The 22,348-nt window shown below is 69.6% G+C and carries 23 protein-coding genes; 10 read left to right on the forward strand and 13 right to left on the reverse strand.

Going from position 1 to position 22,348, the window contains the following annotated elements; genetic code table 11:
• The first annotated feature begins 54 nt into the window (after positions 1-54).
• Positions 55-858: an SAM-dependent methyltransferase gene (locus LX88_RS33855; RefSeq protein WP_258951861.1), complete on the forward strand. Its 804-nt coding sequence runs from the start codon at positions 55-57 to the stop codon at positions 856-858.
• 6 nt (positions 859-864) lie between these two features.
• On the opposite strand, the gene LX88_RS33860 is transcribed toward LX88_RS33855, so the two are convergent.
• Positions 865-2,478, reverse strand: a complete 1,614-nt coding sequence (locus LX88_RS33860; RefSeq protein ID WP_258951862.1) for a ricin-type beta-trefoil lectin domain protein — start codon at positions 2,476-2,478, stop codon at positions 865-867.
• Between the two features lie 162 nt (positions 2,479-2,640).
• Between LX88_RS33860 and LX88_RS33865 the strand changes: the two genes are divergently transcribed.
• The 7 genes from LX88_RS33865 to LX88_RS44460 all read left to right on the forward strand — a co-directional run bounded on the left by LX88_RS33865 (position 2,641) and on the right by LX88_RS44460 (position 10,851).
• On the forward strand, positions 2,641-3,147 hold the full coding sequence (locus tag LX88_RS33865) for a SigE family RNA polymerase sigma factor (RefSeq protein WP_258951863.1): 507 nt from the start codon (positions 2,641-2,643) through the stop codon (positions 3,145-3,147).
• Entirely contained in the window at positions 3,144-4,067 is a 924-nt protein-coding gene (locus LX88_RS33870; RefSeq protein ID WP_258951864.1) for an LCP family protein, read from the forward strand. Before LX88_RS33865 ends, LX88_RS33870 begins: the two co-directional genes overlap by 4 nt.
• Before the next feature lie 86 nt (positions 4,068-4,153).
• On the forward strand, positions 4,154-6,913 hold the full coding sequence (locus LX88_RS44455) for a helix-turn-helix transcriptional regulator (RefSeq protein WP_258951865.1): 2,760 nt from the start codon (positions 4,154-4,156) through the stop codon (positions 6,911-6,913).
• Between the two features lie 143 nt (positions 6,914-7,056).
• Entirely contained in the window at positions 7,057-7,980 is a 924-nt protein-coding gene (locus tag LX88_RS33880; RefSeq protein ID WP_258951866.1) for a hypothetical protein, read from the forward strand.
• Between the two features lie 61 nt (positions 7,981-8,041).
• Positions 8,042-8,557, forward strand: coding sequence for a TetR/AcrR family transcriptional regulator (locus tag LX88_RS33885; RefSeq protein ID WP_258951867.1), 516 nt, complete (start codon positions 8,042-8,044; stop codon positions 8,555-8,557).
• 50 nt (positions 8,558-8,607) lie between these two features.
• Positions 8,608-9,684, forward strand: a complete 1,077-nt coding sequence (locus tag LX88_RS33890; RefSeq protein WP_258951868.1) for a nucleotide disphospho-sugar-binding domain-containing protein — start codon at positions 8,608-8,610, stop codon at positions 9,682-9,684.
• A gap of 21 nt (positions 9,685-9,705) precedes the next feature.
• Complete coding sequence (locus LX88_RS44460) at positions 9,706-10,851, forward strand: glycosyltransferase (protein ID WP_258951869.1); 1,146 nt, start codon at positions 9,706-9,708, stop codon at positions 10,849-10,851.
• A 39-nt stretch (positions 10,852-10,890) separates the two neighbouring features.
• On the opposite strand, the gene LX88_RS33900 is transcribed toward LX88_RS44460, so the two are convergent.
• From LX88_RS33900 to LX88_RS33925, 6 genes are all read right to left on the reverse strand, one after another.
• The gene (locus LX88_RS33900; RefSeq protein ID WP_258951870.1) at positions 10,891-11,274 is read right to left on the reverse strand and encodes an STAS domain-containing protein; all 384 of its coding nucleotides are present in this window, start codon (positions 11,272-11,274) and stop codon (positions 10,891-10,893) included.
• Positions 11,275-11,376: 102 nt separating this feature from the next.
• The gene (locus LX88_RS33905; protein WP_258951871.1) at positions 11,377-11,745 is read right to left on the reverse strand and encodes a response regulator; all 369 of its coding nucleotides are present in this window, start codon (positions 11,743-11,745) and stop codon (positions 11,377-11,379) included.
• Positions 11,742-12,767 (reverse strand): PAS domain-containing sensor histidine kinase, encoded by a 1,026-nt coding sequence (locus tag LX88_RS33910; protein ID WP_258951872.1) that lies wholly within the window; start codon positions 12,765-12,767, stop codon positions 11,742-11,744. The genes LX88_RS33905 and LX88_RS33910 overlap by 4 nt, the downstream gene beginning before the upstream one ends.
• Before the next feature lie 16 nt (positions 12,768-12,783).
• A complete protein-coding gene (locus LX88_RS33915) occupies positions 12,784-13,155 on the reverse strand; it encodes an ATP-binding protein (RefSeq protein WP_258951873.1) in 372 nt (123 codons plus the stop codon).
• Positions 13,156-13,225: 70 nt separating this feature from the next.
• The gene (locus LX88_RS33920) at positions 13,226-13,846 is read right to left on the reverse strand and encodes a response regulator transcription factor (RefSeq protein ID WP_258951874.1); all 621 of its coding nucleotides are present in this window, start codon (positions 13,844-13,846) and stop codon (positions 13,226-13,228) included.
• Between the two features lie 5 nt (positions 13,847-13,851).
• Positions 13,852-14,847, reverse strand: a complete 996-nt coding sequence (locus LX88_RS33925; RefSeq protein WP_258951875.1) for an FAD-binding oxidoreductase — start codon at positions 14,845-14,847, stop codon at positions 13,852-13,854.
• Positions 14,848-14,917: 70 nt separating this feature from the next.
• Here LX88_RS33925 and LX88_RS33930 point away from each other — a divergent pair, with 70 nt between their 5' ends.
• Together LX88_RS33930 and tuf are read left to right on the forward strand one after the other, a co-directional pair.
• A complete protein-coding gene (locus LX88_RS33930) occupies positions 14,918-15,826 on the forward strand; it encodes a LysR family transcriptional regulator (RefSeq protein WP_443674882.1) in 909 nt (302 codons plus the stop codon).
• Between the two features lie 172 nt (positions 15,827-15,998).
• Positions 15,999-17,180 carry an elongation factor Tu gene (gene tuf, locus LX88_RS33935; protein ID WP_258951876.1) on the forward strand — a complete coding sequence of 394 codons (1,182 nt, stop codon included), beginning with the start codon at positions 15,999-16,001 and terminating at the stop codon, positions 17,178-17,180.
• 243 nt (positions 17,181-17,423) lie between these two features.
• Here the strand turns inward: tuf and LX88_RS33940 are convergent, their stop codons facing one another.
• From LX88_RS33940 to LX88_RS33965, 6 genes are read right to left on the reverse strand one after another with little or no spacing between them, the layout of a single operon-like run.
• Positions 17,424-18,089 (reverse strand): DUF6766 family protein, encoded by a 666-nt coding sequence (locus tag LX88_RS33940; RefSeq protein ID WP_258951877.1) that lies wholly within the window; start codon positions 18,087-18,089, stop codon positions 17,424-17,426.
• 27 nt (positions 18,090-18,116) lie between these two features.
• Positions 18,117-19,067 (reverse strand): TIGR03557 family F420-dependent LLM class oxidoreductase, encoded by a 951-nt coding sequence (locus tag LX88_RS33945; RefSeq protein ID WP_258951878.1) that lies wholly within the window; start codon positions 19,065-19,067, stop codon positions 18,117-18,119.
• Positions 19,064-20,824 (reverse strand): thiamine pyrophosphate-requiring protein, encoded by a 1,761-nt coding sequence (locus LX88_RS33950; RefSeq protein WP_258951879.1) that lies wholly within the window; start codon positions 20,822-20,824, stop codon positions 19,064-19,066. Before LX88_RS33950 ends, LX88_RS33945 begins: the two co-directional genes overlap by 4 nt.
• Complete coding sequence (locus LX88_RS33955) at positions 20,821-21,540, reverse strand: metallophosphoesterase family protein (protein ID WP_258951880.1); 720 nt, start codon at positions 21,538-21,540, stop codon at positions 20,821-20,823. Before LX88_RS33955 ends, LX88_RS33950 begins: the two co-directional genes overlap by 4 nt.
• Positions 21,537-21,785 (reverse strand): BON domain-containing protein, encoded by a 249-nt coding sequence (locus LX88_RS33960; RefSeq protein WP_258951881.1) that lies wholly within the window; start codon positions 21,783-21,785, stop codon positions 21,537-21,539. Before LX88_RS33960 ends, LX88_RS33955 begins: the two co-directional genes overlap by 4 nt.
• Complete coding sequence (locus LX88_RS33965; RefSeq protein WP_258951882.1) at positions 21,748-22,338, reverse strand: nucleotidyltransferase family protein; 591 nt, start codon at positions 22,336-22,338, stop codon at positions 21,748-21,750. The genes LX88_RS33960 and LX88_RS33965 overlap by 38 nt, the downstream gene beginning before the upstream one ends.
• Positions 22,339-22,348: the final 10 nt, after the last annotated feature.

The following is a 22,348-nucleotide window of genomic DNA, read 5'->3' on the forward strand; positions in this document are numbered from 1 at the left end:
TTCACCGGATCCGGGCCGACACACGCGTGCGCGCAGACGAGTAAGTTCTGCGGCATGTCCGAGCCTTTCTCCTGGGTGCCCGCGGGAATCAACACGGACGTGCCCAGCGCGGCACGCGTCTACGACTTCCTGCTGGGAGGTGGCCACAACTTCGCGTCGGACCGCATGGTCGGCGACAAGGTGCTGCAGATCCTGCGCGAAGGCCGTGCGATCGCCGCGTCGAACCGCTCGTTCATGCGCCGTGCCGTCCTGCTGATGATGGAACAGGGCATCACGCAGTTCCTCGACCTCGGCTCAGGCATCCCGACGGTCGGCAACGTCCACGAGATCGTGCAACAGAAGAACCCCGACGCACGAGTCGTGTACGTGGACTACGACGAAGTGGCGGTCTCGCACAGCCAGCTCATCCTGGAGGGCAACAACAATGCGGGTGTCGTGCAGGCGGACATGTGCCGCCCGGACGACGTCCTGTCCGACCCGGTCGTGAAGGACCTGATCGACTTCTCGAAGCCCGTCGGCCTGCTGATGATCGCCGTGCTGCACTTCGTCTCGGACGACAAGGGCCCCGCCGAGGTCGTCGCCCGCTACCGCGACGCCGTGCCGGAGGGCAGCCTCATCGCGTTGTCGCACCTCACCGCCGACTTCAAGCCGGACGAGATGGGCGCCGTCGTCGAGGCCATGAAACACAGCCGCGACCCGATGTACTTCCGTGCGCGCACGGAGTTCGAGCCCATGTTCGCCGGCATGGAGGTCCTCCAGCCGGGCGTCGTCCCGGCGCCGAACTGGCACCCGGAACTCGGCCCGGCCGGAGAAGGCGGCCCGGAGGACGTCTACGTGGGCATCGGCCGCAAGAACTAACGGCGTCTAGCGGAACTTCCAGGCCTGGGCCGCGGAACCGTTGCAGCTCCAGATGTTCAGGCGCGTACCGGGCGTGGTCGACGCACCGGGGTTGTCCAGGCACAGCCCCGACTGCGGGTTCTGCACGGAGCCGTCGGACCGCACGCGCCACTGCTGCGCGCCCGTGCCGTTGCACTCCCACAGCCGAACGCTCGTGCCGTTGGCGGTGCCGCCGTTGTCGATGTCGAGGCACCTGCCGGCGATGGCGATGGTGCCGTCGGCGACTACGCGCCACTTCTGCGCGTAGGTGTTGTTGCAGGTCCAGATCTGGACCGGGTTGCCGTTGGCGGCGCCGCCCTTGTCGTTGTCCAGGCAGAGGGCCGGGGTGGCCGCCAGTTCGACGGAGCCGGCGCCGGACGGGTGGCGTTCCGCCGGGAGTGACGGCGTGTTGAGGTGGTAGAAGTCGACGGCCAGGTAGTTCGGAGTCTTGCGGGCCGCGGGTTCGCAGAAGCGCTGGGCCCGGTTGACGAGCTTGGAGTTGTCCGTGGCGGCGGTGCCCTGCATCGGGACGTCGCGGAAGTGGTTCATCACGAACAGCGGGCGGAAGCCGGTTTCCGCCGCGGTGAGCGGCTTGTCGCCCCAGCGGGAGTAGCAGGACCAGTCGGAGGCGCCGGTGCCGGAGCCCATCGACCAGTAGTTCTCGACCGTCCAGTCCTTCTGGTAGAGCACGCCGGAGTTCTCGCGGCCGTCGCGGCCGTGGTCGGTGAAGATGAGCAGGCGCTTGCCGGACGTCCTCATCTGCGACAACGTCGGCCAGCCGTTCTCCCGCACGCCTTCGGCGCGGAACAGGACGTCGTTGAGGCCCTGCACACGGGCGAGCTCGTTGCGCAGGACGTCGGCGGAGACGTAGTCCTCCAGGAAGACCGTGACGATCTCGGTGGGGCGTGACTTCAGGAAGTCGACGATGCGCTGGATGTCGACGTTCAACGCCACCGGCCTGCTGACGGCCGTGCAGCTGTTGTGGCAGAGGATCGCGCCGTCGGGGGTCTGGTGGATGTCGAGCATGAAGCCGCGGACGCCGTCGTTGAGCTGCTGCACGATGCCGCGTGACTGGTTCGGGGCGATGTTGGCGAACATGAAGCCGCCGTCGACGCCGTTCGCGTAGGCGTTGTGGGAGGTCAGGAACGTCATCTCGTCCAGGCGCGGGTCGGCCGGGGTCTGGACGCGGACCGGGGTCACCGGGGTCAGGAACCACGTGTCGGTGCCGGTGCCGACGCGGATCTGGTCGGTGCCGGACGCGATCAGGTAGCGGTCGGCGCCGGGGTCCTTGAAGCGGTACCTGTCCTGGTCGTCGAGCAGCCCGACCCACTGGGCCTCCGCGCTGGTGCAGCTGACCATCTGGACGGCGTCGCCGGCGCGGCCGAGGCACTGGCCGCCTTCGGAGAGGGTGCTGCCGTTCCAGGAGAAATGCTGGCGGTCCTCGTTGCCCTTGGGGCGGCGCTGGACGACGGACGAGCCGGAGACGGCGGCGTTCTGGCCGGTCACGGCACTTTGCAGGTAGTAGTTGCCGTTGGGAGCGGCGGCTGCGTCCACGGGGACGAGCAGCAGCCACAACAGCGCGAGTGCAGGGATGATGCGCATGGGGTGAAGGCTCGACCATGGACGTGAACATGAAAAGGCTTCACTTCGAATTCCGTCCAAACCGAGACATCTGTGGCCCGGGCCACAAAAGCCGATGCAGCGGATAGAGGGGTGAAGGGGGTTTCCCACACGGCAAACGACCGAGGACGAGAAGGGGGCGGCGTGGGGTTCGACCAGTTCGTGACTGATCGGCTGGACCGGCTGCTGGGGTACGCCACAGCCATCACGTGCGACAAACACCTGGCGCAGGACATCGTGCAGAACGTGCTCATGCGCGCACAAGGCAAGTGGGAACGCATCGGGTCGATGGACGCGCCCTACCTCTACGTGAAGCGCATGGTGACCAACGACTACCTGTCGTGGCGGCGCCGCAGGGCCGCGCGGGAGATCGCCGTAGAACGCAGCGAGCTCGCAAGGCACGTGCCGTCGATGGCCGATCCGGCTGACACACACGCCGAACGCGAGGCCATGCGCGCACGGATCGCCGTCCTCCCGCGCAAGCAACGTGCCGCGTTGGTGCTGCGGTTCTACGAGGACTGCAGCGACGCGGAGATCGCACAAGTGCTCGGGTGCACGGAATCGACTGTGCGCAGCCAACTCTCTCGCGCGCTGCAAACGCTGCGCACTCACGAACTCGCCCGATCCGCCACCCTGGGGGTGCACTCATGAACGACCTGATCCGACAGGCCATCAAGGCTGAGGCCGACGAACGCGTCGACTCCCGGACCGTGCTGGCCGACCTGCACAAGGCCAAGAAGCGCAAGCCGCTCGGGCTGATCGTCGGGGTCGCCACGCTGACCGCGGCGGCCGCGGCCGCCGCCGTGATCATCCCGACGGCGATCAAGAAGACCGACGCGTCACCGGCCGCGCAGACGCCGGCCGCACAGAACGTCCTGCTCATCGGCACGGACGAGTACCACCGCACCGATGCGCTCGTGTTCGCGCGGTTCGAGGGCGACGGGTCGGCGACGATCATCTCGCTGCCCCGCGACATCTACGTGGGGTCGAGCCCTGACCGGATCAACGGCCTGTACATGCAGGACCCGCGCAAGCTGACGGACGCCGTCGAGCAGATGACCGGGTCGAAGGTCGACCACTGGGCGGCGATCAACATGTCCGCGTTCGGGCAGATCGCGGGCATCGTGGGCGGTGTGGAGGTGTGCCTGAGCGCACCGGCGAAGGATCCGCTCAGCGGCGTTGACCTGCCCGCGGGCAAGCAGGTGGTGGCCGGCGACCAGGTTCTGGCGTTCCTGCGGCAGCGGTTCGACCTGACGGGCGGCGACCTGGACAGGACGAAACGGCACCAGGCCTTCCTCGCCGGGCTCGCCGCGAAGATCGCGGGGGACAAAGCGGTGATGATGGCCCGCAGCGTCAGGGAGGCGATCCAGGTCGACCAGGGCTGGGACGTGGTGGAGTTCGCGGCACGGTTCCAGGGACCGGTGAAGATCCGGACGGCGACGTTGCCGGTGGGTGAGGCCGTTCAGCGCGACGGCACCTCCGGATTCGCCGTCGACCCCGCTCAGACGAAGCAGTTCGTGGAGAAGCAGTTCAACGGCGAAGGGCCCGTGCGAGACGAGTGCGTGTCCTGACGATCACTCGGATGGAGCATCAAGTCGCTCTTCTGCGCAGCCGATGATCGGCATGTAGCGCGCGAAACGGCCGCTACGATCGATTCGTGCGCGAACCGCTTGAACGTGACTCCGAGATCGCGCACATTCGTGAAGCTCTGGACGCAGCCACCCGTGGTGAGGGTCGTGTCGTCGTCATCGAGGGCCGTGCGGGCATCGGCAAGACCAGGCTCGTGCACGAGTGCCGCGAGCTGGCCAAGGAACGCGGGTTCGGGCGGTTGCAGGCCGTCGGCGACGCCATGGAGAGCGCGATGGCGTGGGGCGTCGTCCGGCAGATGGTCGAGCGGTCCGTGTCTCGGTACTCCGGCGAGCTGCGCGAGAAGATCCTCGCCGGGCCGTCCGGGGCGGCGCTGAAGGCCCTGGACGACGCCGCGCTCGACCCGAGCCAGGCCGAGCTCGCCCGCACGCTGCACTCGCTGTGGTGGGTCGCGGTGGACCTCTCGTCCACCCGGCCGCTGCTGATCACGGTGGACGACGCGCACTGGGCGGACCACTCGTCGCTGCAGTTCCTCGTCTACCTGTCGCGCCGGATCGCGGACCTGCCGATCGCGCTGGTCGTCGCGACCAGGCCGCCGGCGGACAACTTCGGGCCGCTCGCGCAGCTCAGCGTGTCCGCCGACCGGTTGCTGCCGCGTCCGCTCACCACGGACGCGCTCAGCGCGCTCGTCGGCGGGCACCCCGAGGTGATCACCGCCCTGCACGCGGCCAGCGGCGGGAACCCGTTCCTGTCCGGTGTCCTGGTCGACGAGCTCGCGGCGCTCGGGCTGCCGCTGGACGACGCCGCGACGGCCGGGAAGGTCGGCGGGCTCGGCCCCAGCACCGTCTTCCGCGCCACGCTCGGACGCCTGCCGGCACCGGCGGTCAAGCTCGCCGGCGCCGTCGCCGTGCTCGGCACGCACGCCGATCCGTGGCAGGCCGCGGAACTGGCGGAGGTCACCGATCTGCCGGCCGCGGTCGAGGCGTTGACGGCGGCGAACGTCCTGGTCACCGGTGAGCACCTGGAGTTCGTGCATCCCGTTGTGCGCGAGGCGGTGCTGACCGGTCTCGGGCCGATCGCGCGTGCCTCGCTGCACGCGCGCGCCGCGAAGTCGTTGCAGGAGTCGCACGCATCGGTTGACCGGGTGGCCGCACATCTCGTGCACGCTCCCAAAGGGACGTTGCCGAACGCCGCGGACGTGCTGAGGAAGGCCGCGGCGACGTTGCTCTCGGCGGGTGACCCGCGCACTGCCGCGGGACATCTGACACGGGCGGTGGACGAGCGGCCCACCGACGCCGGACTGCGCGCGGAGCTCGGGCGCGCGTTGCTGCGGCTCGGCGACGCGGTCAACGCGCACCGGCACCTGAAAGCCGCGGCGCAAGGGCTGCCGGACGCGGAACTGGTGGCGGCAGCGGCTTCGGCGACGGCCGCGCTGGAAGGCCCCGCCGCGGCGATCGCGGAACTCACCGAGGCCATCGCGGCCCGCCCGGACGGCGAGTCGCGCCTGCACCTGGAGGCACGGCTGGCGGTGTTCCGCTCGTTCCTCCCCGACCAGCGCCAGATCGCGTCCGCGCACCTCAGCGGCTACTCCGGACTCGCGGGCGGCACCCCGGACGAACGCACGTTGCTCGGTCTCCTCGCGCAGATGGGCCGCTACGAGGTGTGGCCGCACGACGAGGTCGCCGCGACCGCGACGCGCGCGCTCGCGAACGGTGCGTACCTGGACGACGCGACGGGCAGCACGGACGCGATGGTCGCGTGGCTGGTGGCGTTGCTCGCGCTGATGGCGGCGGACGGCGTGGACACCGCACGGCACGAGATCGAGCGGGCCAGGCTCAAGGTGCGGGCGCACGGGTCGCCGGTCGAGTTCGCGATGGTGGCGAACGCGTCGCTGTTCCTGGACTGGCGCTGCGGCAACATGCGGGCCGTCGAGGCAGAGGCCGAGGGCGCGCTGGCCGCCGTCGCGCACGAGGACCCGGTGTCCGAGGTGATCAGCCTGCGCGCGACCTCGACGCACTTCGCGGTCTACGCGGCGCTCGAACGAGGCGACGTCGCGGCGGCGTCCGCGTTCATCGGCGCGTTCGACGGCGCCCACGCCGATGCCCGGCTGACCATGCCGATGATCTGGTTGCACGAGGTGCGCGCGTTGATCGCACTGGCCGAGGGCGACGCACGGCGCGCGATGGCCGAGGCGTACCGCCAGCGCGACGCGATGCACCACGTGCACGTCGACCCGCCCACCGTTCCTTGGCGCGGACCGGCCACCCGCGCGGCGTTGCTGCTGGGCCAGCAGGAACTGGCGCTGGAACTGGCCGCCGAACAACTCGAGGTGGCCCGCAAGTGGGGCGCTGCCACGGAGGTCGGCGCCGCTCTGCGGTTGCTCTCGAACGCCGACGCGGACTCGCGGCTGGAGCTGCTGACCGAGTCCGTGACCGTGCTGGAGGACTCGCCTTCACGCTTGGAGCTCGCCCGCTCCCTGGTGGACCTGGGCGAGGCGTTGCGGGTGGCCCGGCGCCGGACGGACGCGCGCGAGCCGTTGCACAGGGCGATCGAACTGGCGGGCGACTGCGGTTCGACGGTCCTGCAGACCCGCGCGGCCGAGGCGCTGGAGGCACTCGGTGACCGGCCACGACGGCAGATCGTGCTGGGGGCGGAGGCGCTGACGGCGTCCGAACGGCGGGTGGCCGACCTGGCGGCGGCGGGCCGGGCGAACAGGGAGATCGCGCAGGAGCTGTTCGTGACGCCCAAGACCGTCGAGAACCACCTCGGCCGGATCTACACGAAGCTCGGAATCGCAGGTCGCAAGGATCTCTCACGCGTCCTCGCCTGAGACGGAGCGACGTGGGGGTGCCCCTGATACACCCATCTTTTCGGCTGGAGGGTTGAGGGATCTCCCCTCATGCCCTTGGGGGGTCGCCTCGGCGAATCTTGTGTCACCGCAGGGGAACACAAGATCTCAAAGGGGAAACCGAAATGATCCGCAACGCTCTGATCGCCGCCGCCGCTCTGACCGCCGTCGTCGCTCCCGCCACCGCGGTGGCCGACCCGATCATCGGCACGCCGCCCCCGTGCGTCGGCGCCTCCGACCTGGCGGGTGCGGACTTCAACGTCAAGAAGTGCGGCGTCAGCGACGTGGATCAGCACCGCGCCGGCTTCGAGAACAACGGTGGCGCCTACTGCGGCCCCGCCTCGCTCTACAACGTCCTGCACTACTGGGGCCATCAGAAGGACGCCCCGGTCGGCTGGCTGACCACCAAGGTCGGCAACCTCGACCCGAAGGACCCGGCCGACTTCGGCGTCATCACCAACTCCATCGGACGCATCGGCGTCGACGCGAAGTACACCAGCGACGGCACCAACCTCACCAACCTGCGCAAGGCATGGGACATCGCCACCAAGCCCGCCCGCGACGCCGGCTGGACCACGTCCACGGGCGTGGTGAGCACCAACGACCACCCGGACTTCGCCGGTGACCTCGCGAAGAAGCTCAACGAGGGCCCGCTGCAGCTGGTCTACGGCCGCTACGGGGCCGGCCCCGCGACGGGTTCGTTGCAGCGCGGCGGTGGCCACATCGTCACCGTCGTGTCCGCGACCGGCTCGTTCCACGGCAGCACGATGAAGCTGAAGCTGGCCGACCCGGGCCGTGCGGCCGACAGCGGCCAGGGCAACTACCTCTACACGCAGTCCGCCTACGAGTCGCTCGACGTCACCCTGACCAAGAGGACGTTCAAGGAGTACGTCCCGGTCAAGGACGACGAGAACACCCGCGAGGACGAGTCGCTGGAGCCGGGCACCTACCGCTGGGTGACGCGCTGGGAGCTCGACGGCCCGCGCTACGTCAGCGAGACGAACCGTCACATGGTCGAGGGCTTCAACTGGTTCGACATGGCCAAGTAGTCGCCGGTTTCCGGGGCCGCATCCCTTCAGGGGTGCGGCCCCTTCGCCCTAGCCTGGTTCCATGCACAGCCGCGATCGGGAACGCACCCGCCGCCGGTTGCTGGACGCCGCGTTCGTCGAGTTCGCCGCCCACGGGATCGCCGGGGCGCGGATGGAACGCATCGCCCGCATCGCCCGGTGCTCCGCGGGCCTCGCCTACAACTACTACGGCGGCAAGGACGAGCTGTTCGACGCCGTGCAGTCGGAGGTGGTGGGCGCGGCCATGGTGGAGTTCGACGCCCGTGACCTGCCGGGGTACGCGGCCCGGTTGTACGACCTGCAGCACCGGCACCCGGAGTTCGCGCGGCTCGCGACCTGGCAGCGGCTGGAACGGCGCGGGTCGGTCAGCCGTGTGGCCGAGGTCGAGGCGATCCGGTCCGCGCAGGAGTCCGGGGTGGTGTCGGCGCGGTTCTCGGCGGAGCACGTGTTGCAGCTGGTGCTGGCGGTGGCGTCGATGTGGTCCAACGGCACCGGCTCGGGTCACCTGGAGCGGCGGCGGTCCGTCGAGGAGGCCGTGCGGCGGCTGGTCGAGCCGTAGGCCGGAGTCTGATATCCGAGGCACCGCGCGCATGCGGTTAACCTGGACCTATGCGTGTTCTCGTGGTCTCCGCTCCCCTCCTGGGTCACGTCTTCCCGTTGATGCCGCTGGCCCTGGCACTGCGCGAGACGGGTCACGAGGTCGTCGTCGCGACGGGCGGTGAGGCGCTGCGGGTCCGCGACTCCGGTCTGCGGGTCGAGGACGTCGTGCCGGCCGGCCTCCGCTTCGGGCCGATGGCGCTGCGCATCATGCTCAGGCATCCGCTGGTGGCCAAGAGGGAGATGCGGGGCAGTGGCCGGCTCGACTTCGTGTCGCGGATGTTCGGCAGGGTCGGCGACGCGATGACCGAGCCGTTGCGGGCGTTCGCTCGCGAGTGGCGGCCGGACGTCGTGGTGCACGAACCGCTTGCTGCCGCCGGGTCGGCGCTGGGGGTGCCGTCGATCGTCCACGACGTGTCGTTGTTCGACGGGCTGGTGCTGACGGACGCGGTCGGTGCGCGGATGAAGTCCGAAGTGCGTTCTCCCGCAACGGTTCTGCGCACCGCGCCGCCGTCTCTCGCGGAGTTTCCCGGTGGGGAGCGGATGCGGTTCGTGCCGTACAGCGGCGACGGCGAGGTGCCGCAGTGGCTCGCGGAGCCGTCCGGCACGCCGCGCATCCTGGTCAGCCGCAGCACCGCGCCCGGTCCCGGTGCCGGGCGGATGATGGCGGCCGTGGTCAAGGCGGCCGGGCAGGTGGACGCCGAGTTCGTGCTGGTCCGCCCGGATCGCACCGACGGCCTGCCGGGCAACGTCCGGACGGTCGGGTGGGTGCCGATGCCGCGGGTGCTGCCGTTCTGCGACGGGATCGTGCACCACGGCGGGGCGGGCACGTTGCTCGGCTCGCTCGCGGCCGGGGTGCCCCAGCTGGTCGAGCCCGGGCCCGGCGACCGGACCGTGCACGCGACGGCGATCACCGGGCGCGGGGCCGGGTTGCGGGCCGAGCCGCGTGAGGTCACGGCGGCGCTGCTCACCCGGTTGATCGAGGACTCGAAGCTGCAGCGGGCCGCCGGCGAGGTGCGCGCCGAGATGGCGGCGATGCCCTCACCCCACGAGGTAGCTGAACGGTGGGAAAGTCTCCCCATGCAATAGAACAACACCTAATCTGACCGGGTGCGCATTCTCTTCTCGAGCTTAGGCTCGCACGGACACGTTTACCCGATACTTCCGCTCGCGATCGCCGCGCGAGCGCAAGGACATGACGTTCTCTACGCCGTCGACTCGGGATTCCACGCGACCGTGGAAAAGCTCGGGTTCACGGTGGTCGACGCGGGCATCAGCATCTGGGACGCGTTCCGCCAGGCGAACGCGCTGCACGGCACGGCCGAGTTCCGCCGGGACATGCTGCGGCAGACCGCCGTGGACGCCTTCGGGTCCGTGCTGCCCAGGGCCTTCGTGAACGATCTGGAACCGGTGCTCGAGCGGGACAAACCCGACCTGGTCGTCTTCGAGCTCATCAACCCCGGTGCGGGCCTCGCCGCCCTGCGCGCCGGGATTCCGGCGGTCTGCCACGGATTCGGCAAGATGGACGAGAACCTCATTCCGGAGGCGATGAGCAACCTCCTCCTGGAGTACGTCGCCGAACTCGGTATCACCTTGCCGAATGGGCACCATTACGGACTCGGATCGACTTATCTCGACGTCTTCCCGCCTTCTTTACAGGATCTTGACCATCTCGCGAGCGTGGATCGAATTCCGATGCGGCCGGTTCCGTTCGCCGAACCGGGCGATTTGCCCGATTGGGTCGTCGAGCACGAGAGGCCGCTGGTCTACCTGACGTTCGGCACCGCGTTCTCGAACCCGGACGTGCTGCGCACCGCGATCGCCGGGCTGTCCGGTGTCGACGCCGAGGTGCTGGTCGCGACCGGGCCGCAGGTCGACCCGTCCGTGCTGACCGACGTGCCGGCCAACGTGCACGTGCTCCCGTGGGTGCCCCAGGCGGATCTGCTCGCGCACGCAGATCTCGTCGTGCACCACGGTGGCGCCGGCACCACGGTCGCCGCGATGACGCGCGGCCTGCCGCAGCTCGTGCTGCCGCAGGGTGCCGACCAGTTCCGCAACGCCGAGATCGTCACGGACACCGGCCTGGGCGCCCAGCTCGTGGGCGAGGACTTCACGGCGGACGCGGCGCAGGAGGTGGCGAGGAAGTTGTTGCGGGACAACGACGTGCGAGCCGCGAACGCCGGTATCGCGGCGGAGATCGCCGCCATGCCGTCCCCGGACGACGTGGTGCCGAAGCTGGTCGAGCTGGCCGGCTGAAGACGTGCGGACCGGCGGCTAGGCCCTGCAGGACAGGGCCTACTCGCTGGGCACCGGTTTCAACGCCGAGACCGCCTCTTCGACGGAGTCGTGCAGCGAGAGGACGTCGGCGACACCCGTGACCTGGAGCGGCCTGCGGACGGCGCGCTGCGGGGCGACGATGTGGAGCTTCTTGCCGTTCTCCTCGGCCAGTTCGTGGGCCGAGATCAACGTCGAGATGCCGGTGGAGCCGAAGAAGCTGACCAGCGTGAGATCGGCGATCAGAGCGGGGCCCGCGGAGACGAACCCGAGGCGAACGGCGTCCAGCACGTCGTCGGCGGTGTCGACGTCGATCTCACCTTCGACCGCGACGACCACCAGCCCGGCCACCTCGGCGGCACGGACTGTCAGCAGCGGTGATTCCCTGAACTGTTCTTCGTTCACCAGCACTCCCCGGTGGCCGAAGCGCATGAGACTCTGACTCCGAGCACGCTGCTGAACCCGGCTACATCCCCGACGTTACGGCCGTTGCTTCCCCACCACAACCTACCCGCCCGCCAACCTCCGGACGGCGGCGACCAGTTCGGTGTTGCGCACCCCCTTGGCCAGGTAGTCGGTGACGCCGGCTCGTCGCATGTCGTCGACGGCGCCCGCGTCGCTGTACGCGGAGAACGCCAGTATCCGGGTTCCGGGCGCACGCCGCAGGATCTGGGCGGCCGCGTGCGAGCCACCCCCGAACGGCATCCGCACGTCGAGCACGACCACCGCCGGCGAGTGCCGTCCGGCCAGCTCGACGGCCTCGCGGGCGTCCGCGGCGACCGCCACCACCTCGAGGTCCGGCTCGTCGTCGAGCACGTCGCGCAGGACGTCCCTGATCAGGGGGTCGTCGTCGGCGATGAGCACGCGGACGATCATGACCGCACGTCCGGGAGCCAGAACTCGACGACGGTGCCCCCGCTCTCCCGCCCGAGCACGGTGCACCAGCCGCCGGCGGACTCCGCCCGTTCCCGCATCTCGATCAGCCCGAAGTGACCCGCGTCCGGGTCGAGGTCGGGCAGCCCGACGCCGTCGTCCACCACCCGCACCAGGAAGCCGCGGTCCGCGGTGGACAGTTCGAGCAGGACGGACGAGGCGCGCGCGTGCTTGCGGACGTTGGTGAGCGCCTCCTGGCAGATGCGGAAGATCGTGATGGCCGCGTCGGCCCCAGGCTCCCGTTCGAGCGCGTAGCGGATCTCCGCCGCCGTGGAGGTGTCGGCCAGGTACACGGCCAGCGAGTCCCGCAGCCCGTGGCGCTCGATGCCGGGCGGGCGAACGCGGAACACCAGGTTGCGCAGCCTGCTGATGGAGGCGCGGACCGCGCCGTCGAGCTGGTCCACGGTCGCCCGGTGCTCGGCGGGCAGCTTGCCGGCGAGCAGTTGCAGTCGCATGTCGACCGCGACCATGGCCTGGATCGTGTCGTCGTGCACGTCCCAGGCGATGCGCTGCCGTTCCCGTTCCTGCGCCTCGACGAGGTGGGCGAGCAGCCGGCGCCGGTCGGTGAGCTGCTGCTCGGCACGCCGCCGTTCGGTCATGTCGCGGGTGACCTTGCCGAACCCCCGCAGCTCACCGCTGTCGTCGTAGAGCGCGGTGATGATCACGTTCGCCCAGAACCGGGTGCCGTCGCTGCGCACCCGCCAGCCCTCGTCCTCGATCGCGCCCTCGGCCCTCGCGGTCCGCAGCTCCCACTCGGGCTTGCCGGACCGGACGTCCTCCGGCGGGTAGAACACCGAGAAGTGCCGTCCGATGATCTCCTCGGCGGCGTAGCCCTTGATGCGCGCGGCTCCGGCGTTCCAGCTCACGATGTGGCCGCCGGGGTCGAGCGCGAAGATCGCGTAGTCGCGGACGCCCTGCACGAGCAGCCGGAAGAGGTCGTTGTCTCGCGAGGCGTCCGGGTGCACGGGCTCATCATCGCGGCTAGGCCGTCAGCTCACACCAGACGATTTTCCGGCCGGCTCGTTCCGTGACGCCCCAGCTCTCACCGAGGACGGCGACGAGTTGGAGGCCCCTGCTGGGCGCACGTGGTCCAGCAGGGTCGGCCGCGTCATCCACGACCTCGACCAGCACCTGCTCCTCGCCACCGAAGATGCGCACGACGGGGTGGCCGCTGCCGTGGCAGACCGCGTTGGTCGTGAGCTCGTTGACGACCAGGACGACGTCCTCGTGATGGCCTCGGTAACCACACCTCTGCGCCGCCCGGCGGGCGAAGTCGCGGGCGAGCGCCACGCCACCGCGCCGGTCGTTCTCCGGCAGGGAGAACACGGCTTGGACGAGCGAGTTCGTGGCCACGGACCCACACTGCACCTGCGGCAGCGTTTCGCGCAGACGCAACCAACCCATGCCGTCTGGTGCGTCTGCATCAGTCGAGCAGGCCCTCGCGGCGGGCGATGGACACCGCTTCGAGCTTCGAGCTCGCGCCGAGCTTGTCGAGCACGTGCTGCACGTGGTTGCGCGCGGTGTTACGAGCCACACCGAGCCGCGCCGAGATCTGGTCGGTACCGGCACCGTCCGCGAGCAGCGCCAACGTCTCCCGCTCGCGCACGGTGAGCGTGGCGCCGGTGACGCCGACGCGGCCGGTCAGCCGGTCGAGCACACCCGCGAGCAGCTTCGGGTCGAACACGACCTCGCCCGCCGCGACCCTGCGGACGGCCTCGACCAGCTCGTCCAGCCTCGCCGACTTGAGGATCAGACCCGCACCGCCGGCCTCGGCGACGCGCGCGGCGACCGACGCCGTGGCCTCCCCGGTCAGCACCAGCACCCTGGCGCCGAGCCCGACGAACTCACCGATCAACGAGGTGCCGTCGCCGTCCGGCAGTCTGCGGTCGAGCAGGACGACGTCGGGCTCACCTCGGCTCGCCTCCGCGAGTGCGGCCGCGACGGTGGACGCGCGGGCGATCACCTCGATCCCCGCGCGTTCCAGGGCCAGGCCGATCGCCTCGGCGACCATGTCGTGGTCCTCCACGAGAACCACTCGGGTCATGCGAGTCAGCCTACGGCGTACCGGAAGTTCCGCGACCGTCCGACCACGAACGACCGCACCTGGTCGAACACCTCTTCGTGCTGCTCCCCGACACCCGACTGCGGGGAGATGAGCTTGATCAGGTGGGTGGCTCCGGTACCCAGGGCACCGCCGAGCGGGAGCACTCCGAGGAAGATCTCGGCGCTGGAGTTCGCGGCCGTCTCCCGGGCTCGCTGGAGGGCTTCCAGCGGCAGGTCCTCCACCAGGACGTTGTCGCCCTGGTAGGCGTGCGGGGGCAGTGGCCTGCCGACGGCCTGGGAGAACGGCTTCACGCCGAACTCCTCCTTCACCGTGGGAGCGACATGCAGATGGCCGATGTCGAACGGCTTGGTGCTCGCGAAGGTGATGCGCACGACGTCGCCGAGGGTGGTGAGCGCCGGTGTGACGTGGTCCGGCAGGTCCCAGCCGTGGAACGCCTCGAAGACCGCTTCGGCGTGCCGGGCCTCGAAGAACATCTCGCCCGCGTGGACCTCGGTGACGGGCAGGAGCTCGAACTCCAGCGCGGTGACGACGTCCCCGGCCTTCTCGGTCGCGCGGACGCGATCACTCGCGAAACCGAACTCCCGCGCCAGCACGCCGTACCCGCCGCCGAGCGTGTAGCCGACGACGCCGACGTCACTGGCGTCGCCGCTGAGCGGGGCGAGGCCGTGTCCGGCCGCCTTCTCGATCACCTGCTGCCACACGGCGCCGGCTTCGGCCCTCGCGGTACCGGTCGCGGGGTCGATCCGGACGTCGTTCATGCGCTTGGTGGAGATCAGGACGCCGGTGGTCGCCGTGGTGAGGCCGTGGCCGGTGGCCTGGACCGCGTACTCGTGGCCGTGGTTCTCGGCGTACCGGAGGGCTTCTTCGACGTCTTGCGCGGTCTCCACGGCGAAGACCACCTGGGGCTCGTGGCGCAGTCCGGTCTGGAAACCGCTGCGTTCCTCGTCGTAACCGGTGTCTCCGGGGTAGAAGATCTGCATATCTTCAGCGTCTCTGGCCTGCACCTATATGTCCAACATCTAGCTGTACTGCTTCCTATAATCATCAGTTATGGAGCTTCGCCAGCTTGAGTACTTCGTCGCGGTCGCGGAATCGGGCTCGTTCACGCGGGCGGCGGAACGGGTCCACGTCGCCCAGCCGGGGGTCAGCGCGCAGGTCCGTCGGCTCGAACGCGAACTCGGGCACGCCCTGCTGGACCGGTCGGGCCGCACGGTCACGCTGACCGACGTGGGCGCGGCGGTGCTGCCGCTCGTCCGGGCCGCGCTGGGGTCGGTGGAGTCGGCGCGGCGGACCGTGGAGGAGATGGCCGGGCTGGTGCGCGGGGCCGTGCGCGTCGGGATGGTCGTGTCGTGCGGGATCATGGACCTCCCCGAGCTGCTGTCGGAGTTCCACTCGTCCTACCCGGCTGTCGAGATCACGTTGTCGGAGGCCGACTCCGACGAGCTGATCTCGTCCCTTGTGGACGGAAGGCTGGACTTCGCACTGGTCGGTTACACGGGTGCGGAGCCGGAGGGGTTGTCCGTCCGGGTACTGGCCGACGAGCCGCTCGTGGCCGCAGTCGCTGCCTCGGATCCCTGGTACGGCAGGGAGTCCGTTCCGCTGGACGAACTGCTGGAGCGCGGGTTGATCAGCCTGCCGCCCGGGGACGGGGTTGCGCGGGGCGCTGGACGCCGCCTGCGGTGCGCGCCGGCCGCGGATCGCGTTCGAGGCGTCCGCGCCGCCGATGGTGATCACGCTGGCGAAGCGCGGGCTCGGGCCGGCGATCCTGGCGGCGTCGATGGTCTCCGGCCTGCACGCCGTGCGGATCACCGATCCCGCACCGCACAGCAGGCTCGCGTTCGCGTGGCGTGCGGACGGTCCGCACAGTCCCGCCGCACGGGCGTTGATCGGGCTTGTGGAAAACCGCGTGACAACGAACTAGCGGCCCTGTCACGATCACCGCATGTTCCTGACGGCTGAGCACAACACGTTCGCAGGTGTTCCTGCGGACGCGCTCGCCGTTGCCCTGGCACAGCTGGCCGGCGCCCGACTCTGACCCTTCTCCAGTCCATCCTTCAGGACCACTGGAGGAGGGTGGTAGCGGTCCATCGGTTCTGAACCTCCAGCTGTGACTCCTGAGGGACATAGGGCAATGAAGCAAGAGTTCGTGCGTGCCAAGCCGCACCTCAACATCGGCACCATGGGACACGTCGACCACGGCAAGACCACGCTGACCGCGGCCATCACCAAGGTTCTGTCCGAAATGGACCCTTCGGGCACCACCTTCACGGCGTTCGACCGGATCGACCGGGCGCCCGAGGAGCTGGCCCGCGGCATCACGATCAACATCGCGCACGTCGAGTACGAGACGCCGACGCGTCACTACGCGCACGTCGACATGCCCGGCCACGCCGACTACGTGAAGAACATGATCACGGGGGCGGCGCAGCTGGACGGCGCGATCCTCGTGGTGTCCGCGGAGGACGGCACGATGCCGCAGACGCGCGAACACGTGGTGCTGGCGCACCGCGTGGGCGTGCCGTACGTGGTGGTGGCGTTGAACAAGGCTGACGCGGTGAGCGATCCGGAGCTGCTCGACCTGGTCGAGCTGGAGATCCGCGACCTGCTCTCGCAGTACGGCTTCGACGGTGACGCCACCCCGGTCGTGCGGGTCTCCGGCCTGCGCGCGCTGCAGGGCGACCCGGAGTGGGTGCGGTCGGTGGTGTCGCTGCTCGACGCCGTGGACACGCACGTGCCGGTGCCGGAGCGGGACCTGGGTGGCGCGTTCCTGATGCCGATCGAGAACGTCCTGACCATCACCGGCCGCGGCACCGTTGTGACCGGCGCGGTGGAGCGCGGTGTGCTCGGCCTCGGCGACGCGGTCGAGGTGCTCGGCCTGGGCGACTCCGTGACGTCCGTGGCCACCGGCATCGAGACGTTCGGCAAGCCCATGCAGCAGGCCCAGGCGGGAGACAACGCCGCGATCCTGCTGCGCGGGGTGAAGCGCGGTGACGTCCGGCGCGGCCAGGTCCTGGCCCTGCCGGGCAGCGTCGCGCCGCACACCCGGTTCCGCGCGTCCGTGTACCTGCTCTCGCACGCCGAGGGCGGCAGGCACACGGGCATCGCGTCGAACTACCGCCCGCAGTTCCACTTCCGCACCGGCGACGTCGTCGGCGTGGTGGAGCTCGACAGGACGCTGGCCCTGCCAGGTGACACCGTCGAGGTCACGGTGGAGCTGGGCAAGGCGGTGGCGATGGACACCGGGCTGGGCTTCGCGATTCGCGAGGGCGGCAAGACCGTGGGTGCCGGCACGGTCGGCGAGATCCTCGCTTAGAGCGCGGTGACCACCAACCTCCGCCGGTTGCTTCGAGCGGCCAGGCGGGCGCATCGCGGCGCCGCCCCGCACCCTCATATCGGACATATGGGGGTGCGGGGGCGGTGTCGTGAGGTGCCCTACTGGGTGCCCGAAGCAACCGGTGGAGATTGTGGTCACCGCGCTGGGCGGCGACGACCCGCGAAGGTGGTCGCGCTGCCTTGGAAAGCGCGGTGGGACAACAGTCCCGCCGCGCTTTCGTCGTCAACCGGACCTGTCACTCACCGCATGCGGGGAGCCGACGGGCTTCGACTCGGGCGAGCCGCGTTGCCGCAGGTAGACGCTCAGAATCGCCATCGACGCGATGGCGAGGAACTCGGACTGCCAGTTCTGCAGCGACCGGTTCCAGAAGTCGGCGCTCAGGAAGTACTGGAACAGCCCCATCTTCTCGGCCAGCGGGTCGGAGTTGTTGGCGTACCAGCCCGCCACCCACTGCAACGACCACGAGATCAGGAACAGCACCAGCATCGCGAGCCCGAGCGACTTCGAGTAGAAGGCGGTGCGCCAGCCACCGGCCTTCGCCCACTTCGGCGAGTCCTTCTTGACGTACGCGCCGACCTGCTGTTCCTCGTCGGTCTCGTGGCCGGCCTTCTCCGCGGGCTTCGACTCGGTGGAGCCGCGCTGGATGAGCCAGACCGTAGCGGTCACGTACAGGAAGAACTGCAGGTACTCGGACTGCCAGTTCTCCACGACGTCGACGAGGAAGTCGGCGGAGAACAGGTAGGAGCTTAGTGTCATCAACGGCTGACCCAGCGCAGCCTGACGCTCGTTGTAGTCGGCGTGGCCCGCGAAGAACTGGCCGACCAGCGCCGCGAGGAACAGCCCGCCGAAGACGAGCGTCAGGCTGTGCTCGCGCAGGAATCTCCTCATAGGACCGGGTGCCCTGCGCTCAAGGCATCAAACATCGATCAGCGGCACGACTTCCTTGGCCCAGAACTCGAAGAACTCCTGCTGCTGCGGCCCGATCTGCTGCACGTGGAGCTCGTCGAAACCGGCCTCGGCGAACTCCTTGACCTTCTCCGCGTACTTCTCCGGATCCGGGCCGCACGGGATCGCCTTCCCGATCATCTCGGGCGTGACCAGCTCGGACGCCTGCTCGAAGTGCTTGGGCGTCGGCAGCACCTGGGCCAGCTCACCGGGCAGGCCGTCGTTGGGCCACAACCGGTGCGCGGTCGCCACCGCCTCGTCCTCGGACGCCGCGTAGCAGACCTTCAGGCCGCTCTGCGCCGGACCGCGGCCGCCCTCGGCGCGGTACTTCTCCACCAGGTCGCCGACCGGGCCGACGCTGACGTAGCCGTCACCGCAGCGGGCCGCGAGCTTGACCGCCTTCGGGCCGAACGCCGAGACGTAGATCGGCACCGGGCGTTCGGGCACGGTGTAGATGCGGGCGTTCTCAACCGTGTAGTGCTTGCCGTGGTGGGTGACCTCGTCGCCCTGGTGCAGCGTGCGGATGAGGCCGATCGCCTCCTCCAGCATCTCGAGCCGTACGTCGGCGGACGGCCAGCGGTCGCCCAGCACGTGCTCGTTCAGGGCCTCGCCGCTGCCGACGCCGAGCACGAACCGGCCCTCGGTCTGGACGGCCGCGGTGGCGGCGGCCTGCGCGATGACGGCCGGGTGGATGCGGACGGTCGGGCAGGTCACGGCCGTGGTGATCGGCAGCGACACGGTCTCGGACAGCGCGCCGATCGTGCCCCAGACGAACGGTGACTGGCCCTGCTCGTCGTTCCACGGGTGGTAGTGGTCCGAGATCCACAGCGACTCGAAGCCGTGGTCCTCGGCCATCTTCGCGTTCCTGACCAGCTCACGCGGTCCGTGTTCTTCTGAAGAGAGGAAATAGCCCAGTTTCACGGCAGCAACTCCTGGATCTTGGTCTTGAGGCCGCGCGTCATGAGCTCCCAGGCGTCCGGGTCGCCACGCAGCACCGCCTCGGTCATGTCCTTGATCTGTTCGAACGTCGCGTGGGGCGGGATCGGCGGCACGTTCGGATCGCAGCGCACGTCGAGGACGGTCGAGCCGTCGAACGCGAGCGCCGTCTCCCACGCCGTGCCGAGCTGCGCGGGGTCGTTGACCTCGATGCCCTGCAGGCCGATCGACCGCGCGAAGGCGGCGTACGAGATGTCCGGAAGCGTTTGCGACTCCTCGAACTTCGGCGCGCCGCCCATCGCGCGCAGCTCCCACGTGACCTGGTTGAGGTCGTTGTTGTGGAACACGCACACGACGCAACGAACGCCGTATCGACGCAGTGTCAGCAACTCCGCCATGCCGTTCATCTGCATCGCGCCGTCGCCGACCAACGCGATCAACGGCCGGTTCGGCTGTGCGAAGGCGGCACCCAGCGCGTACGGGACGGCGCAGCCCATGGTGGCCAGCGTGCCGGACAGCGAGGACCGCACGTTGCCGCGGATCTTGAGCAGCCGCGCGTACCAGTTCGTCGCGGAACCCGAGTCCGCCGTGACGATCGCGTTGTGGGGAAGGCGTTTCGAGAGCTCGGAGACGATCCGCATCGGGTTGACGGGATCGGCCGGCACCTGGGCCTGCCGTTCGACGACCTCCCACCAGCGCTCGACGTTCGCCTCGATCGTCTCCCGCCACGAGCGGTCGGTCTTGTGCTCCAGCAACGGGATCAGCGCGCGCAACGCCTCCCGCGCGTCGCCGACGAGGTTGACCTCCGTCGGGTAGCGCATGCCGATCGCACGACCGTCGACGTCGATCTGCACTCCGCGTGCTTTGCCGTACTGCGGCAGGAACTGCGAGTACGGGAAGTTCGACCCGACGATCAGCAACCGGTCGCAGTCCCGCATCATCTCGTAGGACGGTCTGGTGCCGAGCAGCCCGATCGACCCCGTGACGTACGGCAGGTCGTCCGGCAGCACGTCCTTGCCCAGCAACGCCTTCGCGACACCGGCACCGAGCAGGTCGGCGACCGCGCGCACCTCCTCGGCGGCGTCGCGGGCGCCCTGCCCGATCAGGATCGCGACCTTCTCGCCGCTGTTGAGCACCTCGGCCGCGCGCCGGACGTCGTCGAGCGCGGGCACGACGGACGAGACAGGACGGGACGGCGGGCTCGACGGGATGTACTTGAACTCGTGCTTGGGCGCGGAGTACTCCTGCTCCTGCACGTCGTTCGGGATGATCAGCACGGCCGGCGCGCGGTCGGCGGCGGCCGTGCGCATCGCCCTGTCCAGCGCGTTCGGCAGCTGCTCGGGCACCGTCACGTCGACCAGGAACGAGGCGACGTCGCGGAACAGCGAGTGCAGGTCGACTTCCTGCTGGTAGCTGCCGCCCATCGCGGTGCGGGCGGTCTGGCCGACGATCGCGACGACCGGCACGTGGTCGAGCTTCGCGTCGTACAGCCCGTTGAGCAGGTGGATCGCGCCAGGACCGCTGGTGGCCAGGCACACGCCGACGTCGCCGCTGAACTTCGCGAAGCCGACCGCGGCGAACGCGGCCATCTCCTCGTGGCGGGTCTGGATGAACTTGGGGTCGTTGTCCGCCTTGCCGAACGCCGCCACGATCCCGTTGATGCCGTCGCCGGGATACGCGAACACCTGCTTGACACCCCAGTCGCGCAGGCGCTGGACGACGAAGTCGCCGACGGTCGTCACGAGCTTCCCTCCAACACGTAGACCGTGTAGGCGGAACGGATGATCGGCTGCGCGACGTTGCGGACCCGCACCCCGCCCGGCGTCAGGCCCTGCTCGGTGCCGAAGTGCGCGTGGCCGTGCACGGCGAGATGCGTGCCGGTCGAGTCGATGGCCTCACCGAGCAGGTACGAACCGAGGAACGGGTAGATCTCCGGCGGTTCGCCGCGCAACGTGTCCGGCACGGGCGCGTAGTGCGTCAGCGCGACCTTGATGTCGGTGTCCAGTTCGGACAGCGCCTGCTCGAGGGTCTCCGCGATGTCGCAGGTGTGCTGGATGAACGCCTTCATCTCGCGCTCGCCGAACGCGCTCCCGCACTTGCCCGCGAACCCGCCGCCGAACCCCTTCACACCCGCGATGCCGATCGAGCAGCCGTTGACCCGGTGGGTGAACGTCGTGCCCTCCAGCACGTGGATGCCCTTGTCCTGCAGCGTCTTGGTGACTTCGAGGGGTTTGTCGTCCTGGTGGTCGTGGTTGCCCAGCACGGCGACCACGGGCACCGGCAGGTCCGCGAACTCGTCCGCGACCACCTCGGCCTCGACGACCGTGCCGTGCCTGGTCAGGTCGCCGGCCAGCAGCAGGATGTCCGCGTGCTCGCCGACCTTCTCCAACGCCGGCCGGAGGTGCCCGCGCATGTCCTCGCCGAGGTGGATGTCCCCGACCGCAGCGACTCGGATCATCGCAGGTCCTCCTCACCCTCCGGTTCACCCGCAGGTGTCACGCGCACGTCGTTGTAGATCGTCAGCTCGGGGGCGGTCTCGTGCAGGACCTCCTCCAGGGCGGCCCGGCGTTCGGCGCAGGCCACGTCGCCGGAGAGCATCACGTGGTCACCGCGCACCGTGACCCGGACGCCCAGCTCGGCGGTCCGCGGGTCCTCGGCCACCGCCCTACGCAGATTTGCCGCCAGGTACTGCTCGGAACTCATTGCCTCTCCCGATGATGTCCAGGCGTTCGATGAGGACCAGGAACGCTTCGGCGTAAGGAGAGTGCTTGGTCTCCTCGCGCACGCGTTCCCAGTCGATCTGTTCTCGCAATGCACGGGCGAAGGGCAGCAGTTCGCTGAAGTCGCAGCGGTGCCCGTCCAGCACCAGCAGCTTGCTGCTCAGCACGAACGTCGCCGGCATGACCGGCAGCAACACCGATCCGACGGGCATGTCCTCGGCCATGGCGAGGATCTCGTCCGTCACCGGCCGTTCGTTGGGCCGGAACAACAGGTCCACCAGCGAATCGCCGTCGTAGACCTTCAGCAACCAGTCCTCGGGCGGCTCCGCGGCACGGAGTCCCGCCTCCACCAGCACCCGCACGGCCTCGGTGGCGTCCTGTTCCCGCACCAGGAGGTCGACGTCGTGTTCACTCGCCGGACCTCCTCGCGCGTAACCGGCACAACCACCGGTCAAGGCGAACGGAATCTCCGCTCCGCGTAAGGCCTTGGCGACCTTGGTCAACGTCCGCAGCAGCTCGGCCTGCACGTCGCTCATGCACTCGCGG

Source organism: Lentzea californiensis (assembly GCF_024648825.1).
Classification (GTDB): Bacteria; Actinomycetota; Actinomycetes; order Mycobacteriales; family Pseudonocardiaceae; genus Lentzea; species Lentzea californiensis.

Bases quoted from the DNA above. Each gene is read 5' to 3' on its own strand.
- LX88_RS33855 (WP_258951861.1), top strand. From the start codon at position 55: ATGTCCGAGCCTTTCTCCTGGGTGCCCGCGGGAATCAACACGGACGTG.
- LX88_RS33860 (WP_258951862.1), bottom strand. From the start codon at position 2,478: ATGCGCATCATCCCTGCACTCGCGCTGTTGTGGCTGCTGCTCGTCCCC.
- LX88_RS33870 (WP_258951864.1), top strand. From the start codon at position 3,144: ATGAACGACCTGATCCGACAGGCCATCAAGGCTGAGGCCGACGAACGC.
- LX88_RS33880 (WP_258951866.1), top strand. From the start codon at position 7,057: ATGATCCGCAACGCTCTGATCGCCGCCGCCGCTCTGACCGCCGTCGTC.
- LX88_RS33885 (WP_258951867.1), top strand. From the start codon at position 8,042: ATGCACAGCCGCGATCGGGAACGCACCCGCCGCCGGTTGCTGGACGCC.
- LX88_RS33890 (WP_258951868.1), top strand. From the start codon at position 8,608: ATGCGTGTTCTCGTGGTCTCCGCTCCCCTCCTGGGTCACGTCTTCCCG.
- LX88_RS33905 (WP_258951871.1), bottom strand. From the start codon at position 11,745: ATGATCGTCCGCGTGCTCATCGCCGACGACGACCCCCTGATCAGGGAC.
- LX88_RS33920 (WP_258951874.1), bottom strand. From the start codon at position 13,846: ATGACCCGAGTGGTTCTCGTGGAGGACCACGACATGGTCGCCGAGGCG.
- LX88_RS33925 (WP_258951875.1), bottom strand. From the start codon at position 14,847: ATGCAGATCTTCTACCCCGGAGACACCGGTTACGACGAGGAACGCAGC.
- LX88_RS33930 (WP_443674882.1), top strand. From the start codon at position 14,918: ATGGAGCTTCGCCAGCTTGAGTACTTCGTCGCGGTCGCGGAATCGGGC.
- tuf (WP_258951876.1), top strand. From the start codon at position 15,999: ATGAAGCAAGAGTTCGTGCGTGCCAAGCCGCACCTCAACATCGGCACC.
- LX88_RS33940 (WP_258951877.1), bottom strand. From the start codon at position 18,089: ATGAGGAGATTCCTGCGCGAGCACAGCCTGACGCTCGTCTTCGGCGGG.
- LX88_RS33955 (WP_258951880.1), bottom strand. From the start codon at position 21,540: ATGATCCGAGTCGCTGCGGTCGGGGACATCCACCTCGGCGAGGACATG.
- LX88_RS33960 (WP_258951881.1), bottom strand. From the start codon at position 21,785: ATGAGTTCCGAGCAGTACCTGGCGGCAAATCTGCGTAGGGCGGTGGCC.
- LX88_RS33965 (WP_258951882.1), bottom strand. From the start codon at position 22,338: ATGAGCGACGTGCAGGCCGAGCTGCTGCGGACGTTGACCAAGGTCGCC.